This window comes from Streptomyces hilarionis (assembly GCF_024539675.1).
GTDB lineage: Bacteria > Actinomycetota > Actinomycetes > Streptomycetales > Streptomycetaceae > Streptomyces > Streptomyces hilarionis.
In genome coordinates this window covers 1-604 of record NZ_JAHHIT010000397.1, presented here as the reverse complement: position 1 = coordinate 604, position 604 = coordinate 1, and the positions used below count along the sequence as shown (strand labels likewise).

At 57.0% G+C, this 604-nt stretch carries 1 pseudogene; it reads right to left on the bottom strand.

Annotated elements, in window-relative coordinates:
• A pseudogene (locus KMS84_RS43720) lies at positions 1–521 on the bottom strand (IS5 family transposase); the annotation flags it as partial.
• Between the last annotated feature and the right edge of the window lie 83 nt (positions 522–604).

Genomic DNA, 604 nt, shown 5'->3' with positions numbered 1-604 from the left:
GAAGAAATACTGGTTACCCTTCTTGGTCTGATGCATCTCGGGATCGCGCTCGCCGTCTTTGTTCTTGGTCGAGCTTGGGGCATGAATAATGGTCGCGTCGACGATGGTGCCCTGGCGCAGTGACAAGCCTTTGTCCTGCAAATAACCGTTGATGACCGCGAGGATTGCAGGAGCCAGTTGATGTTTCTCCAGCAGGTGCCGGAAGTTCATGATCGTGGTGTCTTCCGGTATCGGCGCACTCAACGTCAGGCGTGCAAACTGGCGCATGGGGGTGATTTCGTAGAGCGCTTCTTCCATGGCTGGATCGCTGAGGGAGAACCAGTTCTGCAGCAGGTGAATGCGCAGCATGGTTTCCAGTGGGTAAGGTTTTCGACCGCCACCGGCCTTGGGGTAGAACGGCTCGATCAGGCCGAGCAGACCTGCCCAGGGCACGACCTGATCCATCTCGGCAAGGAAGCGTTCGCGGCGGGTTTGCTTGCGCTTGCCGGCGTCTCGAAGTCGGAAAAGCTCATCTGGCTCATGGGAGGCTCGGATCAGGTGGTCGGGCGATTTTCGCATATCCGGGACTTGTTCGGAGATTCCCTAAAGCAAAAGTTGTATTCGG